Source organism: Brotaphodocola sp. (genome assembly GCF_050873065.1).
In the GTDB taxonomy this organism is placed as follows: Bacteria; Bacillota; Clostridia; order Lachnospirales; family Lachnospiraceae; genus Brotaphodocola.
In genome coordinates this window covers 1-4,687 of sequence record NZ_JBNMIC010000099.1, presented here as the reverse complement: position 1 = coordinate 4,687, position 4,687 = coordinate 1, and the positions used below count along the sequence as shown (strand labels likewise).

Sequence of the window (4,687 nt, the reverse complement as noted above, 5' to 3'; positions counted from 1 at the left end):
GCAGAATGCATCTACAACGAACAGACGCTTGTTGGAGAGCTCTTTCTTAGCGATCTCCTTCACTGCGTTCCAGGCTTCCTGGCTTGCCGGATGGTTATCGTTCTTGTACTCGTCGGTGGTCCACCAAACGGTATCCTTAGAATTCTCATCCATCACGATGTACTTGTCTTTCGGGGAACGTCCGGTGTAAATACCGGTCATAACGTTCACTGCACCAAGCTCACTCACGCGGCCTTTCTCGTAACCCTCGAGTTCCGGTTTTGTCTCCTCCTCGAACAACATCTCATAAGAAGGGTTGTAAACAACCTCTGTGGTTCCTGTAATGCCATACTTGCTTAAATCAACTACTGCCATTTTACCTGACCTCGCCTTCCTGATGTAAATTGTGATAATCAACCGTAAACTGGGCTCAACCATGCCCATATTCACGCTGCCATACGCGACTAATTATCGCACTTTTTTGTTAAATTGTCAACAATACAATTTCCAGCGACTCTTAATTTTTCCAAATTATATCTAAGAAAATTTGTCAATTCTGCACAGGTGCTGTTTATTTTGTATACAAAAGACAGTATACGCACCCTTCATCAGGCTTGTTCCGGTACATGATCGCTACATGGTCGCCCCGCAAACTACCAGCAAACAACGTTTTCTATCCCATCAAAAAGCACTCCCATGACGGGAATCTGCCCATCACAGGAGTGCTTCACACACCCGCAAACTTATGCTGACGCACTCATCTGCCTGCTGGCGCAGGTAGTCTGCTCCTTGTCATTTATTTGAAGTACTTCACACCGGACTCGAAAATCTTCATATCCTGTTCGCCGTAAATGTTGATTGCCACGGAATCGCCACGGCGCTCGGAGTGTGCCATCTTGCCGAGGATTCTTCCATCCGGGCTTGTGATACCCTCGATTGCCATATAGGAACCGTTCGGGTTCCAGAACTCGTTCATCGTCGGATGACCCTGATCGTCAACATACTGGGTTGCAACCTGTCCGTTCTCAAACAGCTTCTTGATCCATGCCTCGCTTGCAACGAAACGTCCCTCTCCGTGAGATGCCGGATTGCAGTAAACTCCGCCAAGTTTGGCGCCTGCAAGCCACGGGGACTTGTTTGTCACAACCTTCGTGTATACCATCTTGGAGATGTGGCGGCCGATCGTGTTCATTGCCAGAGTCGGGGAATCTGCATGCTGCTCCACAATCTTACCCTCCGGAACAAGTCCGAGTTTGATCAGTGCCTGGAAACCGTTACAGATACCGAGCATCAGGCCATCGCGCTCATTGAGCAGCTTCTCGATCTCTTCCTTGATGACTGCATTGCGGAACACCGTTGCAAAGAACTTTGCGCTTCCCTCCGGCTCATCACCTGCGGAGAAACCACCCGGGAACATCACGATCTGAGCCTTTGCGATGTCCTTCTTGTATGCCTCAACAGAATCACGGATATCCTCTGCGGAGAGGTTCTTGAAGACGCGGGTGATCACTTTCGCACCGGCACGCTCAAATGCCTTCGTGCTGTCGTACTCACAATTCGTTCCCGGGAAGACCGGAATGAAGACGGTCGGCTGTGCAATCTTATGTGCGCATACATAAACCTTATCTGCGTTATAGAGCTTCTCTTCCACCTCAGTCTGTTTCACACCGGACTCCGTCGGGAAGACATCCTCAAGCGGCTTCGTCCAGTCTGCAATCGCATCCTCGATGGAGATGGAAACCGGTCCGTACTCGAAAGCCGCACGGTCTGTGACCTCACCGATCACGGTGTAGCTGATCTCAAGCTCTCCGACCTTGCCATCTGCAACCTCGCAGACGATGTTGCCCCAGCCTGCCGCAAAGAAATCTCTCGGATCTACGTTGTGCTCAATCTTCACGCCGAGCTTGTTGCCGAATGCCATCTTGCTGACTGCCTCTGCGAGACCGTTTCTCTCAACCGCATATGCGGAAAGGATTCTGCCTGCGCGGATGTCTCTCGTCAGCTTTGCATATTCATCCATCATCTGGCTGTAAACCGGAAGATCGTTCTCATCGCGCTCGATCTTGAAGACTACGATCTTGCTTCCCGGCTTCTTAAACTCCGGAGTGATGATGTTGCCGGAGTGATCCACATCGACAGCGAAGGATACGAGAGTCGGCGGAACATTGATCTCGCCATGATGCTCATCGTTGAAAGTTCCGGACATGCTGTCCTTTCCTCCGATCGACGGAAGACCAAAACCGAGCTGTGCACTGTAAGCTCCGAGAAGTGCTGCAAACGGTGCGCCCCAACGGGTCGGATCCTCAGTCATGCGCTTGAAGTACTCCTGGAAGGTAAAGCGGATCTTCTCATAGTCACCGCCATTTGCAACGATCTTTGCAACAGAATCCACAACTGCATAGATTGCGCCGTGATACGGGCTCCAGCTTGACAGATACGGATCAAATCCGTAGCTCATCATCGTCACCGTGTCGGTCTTTCCCTTGAGAACCGGGAGTTTTGCAACCATCGCCTGCGTCTCCGTCAGCTGATATTTTCCGCCATAAGGCATGAAGACCGAACCGGCACCGATCGAGCCGTCGAACATCTCGACAAGACCCTTCTGAGAACATACATTGAGGTCAGACAGGACGTTCATCCATTTTTCTTTCACATCACCGACTTCTGCTCTCACAAACAGGCTGTCCTTCTTCTGCGGAGTTTCAAGCACTACGCTTGCCTCCTGATGTGCACCGTTTGTGTCGAGGAAAGCACGGCTGATATCGACGATTGTCTTGCCTCTCCAGCGCATCACAAGGCGAGGACTCTCAGTCACAACGGCAACCGGAACTGCCTCGAGGTTCTCTTCCTTTGCATAGCCGAGGAATTTCTCCACGTTCTCCTTGTCGAGAACGACTGCCATACGCTCCTGGGACTCAGAGATCGCAATCTCGGTTCCATCAAGGCCGGCATACTTCTTCGGCACCTTGTCCAGATCAATCTCCAGTCCCTCTGCAAGCTCACCGATTGCAACGGAGACACCGCCCGCACCGAAATCGTTGCACTTGCGGATGATGCTGCTCACTTCCGGACGGCGGAACAGACGCTGGATCTTTCTCTCGGTCGGAGCATTACCTTTCTGAACTTCTGCACCGCAGACCTCGATCGAAGCCTCGGTATGTACTTTGGAAGAACCGGTTGCACCGCCGATTCCATCGCGGCCGGTGCGTCCGCCGAGCAGAACAATGATGTTGCCCGGATCGGAAGTCAGACGCTTCACATCCTTTCTCGGAGCTGCACCCATGACAGCACCGATCTCCATGCGCTTTGCGACATAATTCGGATGATAGATTTCTTTTACATAACCGGTTGCAAGACCGATCTGGTTGCCGTAGGAGCTGTAACCGCTAGCTGCACCGGTCACAAGCTTTCTCTGCGGAAGCTTGCCCTTTAAGGTCTCAGAGAGCGGACGGGTCGGATCTGCTGCACCGGTCACGCGCATTGCCTGATAAACATAGGTACGTCCGGACAGCGGATCACGGATTGCTCCTCCCAGACAGGTCGCAGCGCCACCGAACGGCTCAATCTCAGTCGGATGGTTATGCGTCTCGTTCTTGAAATTTACGAGCCACTCCTCCGTCACGCCATCGATCGTCACCGGAACAACAATGCTGCACGCATTGATCTCATCGGAAATCTCCAGATCCTCAAGCTTGCCCTCTGCACGCAGTTTCTTCATTGCGAGAAGCGCCAGATCCATCAGGCAGACAAACTTGTCATCGCGACCCTTGTAGAGAACCTCGCGGTCAGCAAGGTACTGCTTGTAGGTGCCCTCGATCGCATCCTTGTAATCGCCACCCTCAATCGTCACATCCTTGAGCTCTGTCGAGAACGTCGTGTGACGGCAGTGATCGGACCAGTAGGTGTCGAGCACACGGATCTCCGTCACTGTCGGGTTGCGATGCTCCTCCCCTGCATAGTACTTCTGAATATGCTGAAAATCTTTAAATGTCATTGCAAGATTCAGGGAATCATATAAGCTCTTTAACTCATCCTCACCAAACTCGGTAAATCCGTCAAACGAAGCGACATCTGCCGGGGTATCAAACACGGTCACAAGAGTCTCCGGCTTCTTTGCAGCCGCCTCTCTCGAGTCTACCGGGTTGATACAGAATCCCTTGACTGCTGCCTTCTGCTCATCTGTCAGAGTTCCGGAGAGCACATAGGTCGTCGCCGTGCGGATCACCGGCTCCTCGGTCTCTTTTAAGAGCTTCACACACTGCTCGGCAGAATCTGCTCTCTGGTCAAACTGTCCCGGAAGAAATTCCACGGAGAAAATCGTGTCATCCTCCGCATGCGGGAAGGTCTCCTCATACACGAAGTCTACCGGCGGCTCGGAGAAAATCGTCACCAGTGCCTGGCGATACGTCTCCTCAGACAGGTTCTCAACATCATAGCGCACCAGCACTCTGACACCGGTCACGGTCTCAATTCCAAGGTAACTGCTGATCTCCTCGCGAAGCTCGCCTGCCTTTACTGCAAACTCCGGCTTCTTTTCTACATACACTCGTCTAACGCTCATAGGTACCTCCCGTGGAAATTTATCTGGATGGATTCTCATCTGTTTCCAAGATTCTCATACATTTCTGTGAACGATAACTCAGAAAAAACGATTTCCCCAAGTTATATGCTTACTCTCACTTATAAACAATAATACCATAAGATATAT

The 4,687-nt window shown here is 51.6% G+C and carries 2 protein-coding genes; both read right to left on the bottom strand.

Features of this window, described 5'->3' with window-relative positions:
• The coding region (locus tag ACR0QE_RS13070; protein WP_432628773.1) for a phosphoenolpyruvate carboxykinase (ATP) at positions 1-354 on the bottom strand (354 nt) is incomplete at its 3' end.
• Between the two features lie 421 nt (positions 355-775).
• Positions 776-4,540: a phosphoribosylformylglycinamidine synthase gene (locus ACR0QE_RS13065; protein WP_432628772.1), complete on the bottom strand. Its 3,765-nt coding sequence runs from the start codon at positions 4,538-4,540 to the stop codon at positions 776-778.
• Positions 4,541-4,687: the final 147 nt, after the last annotated feature.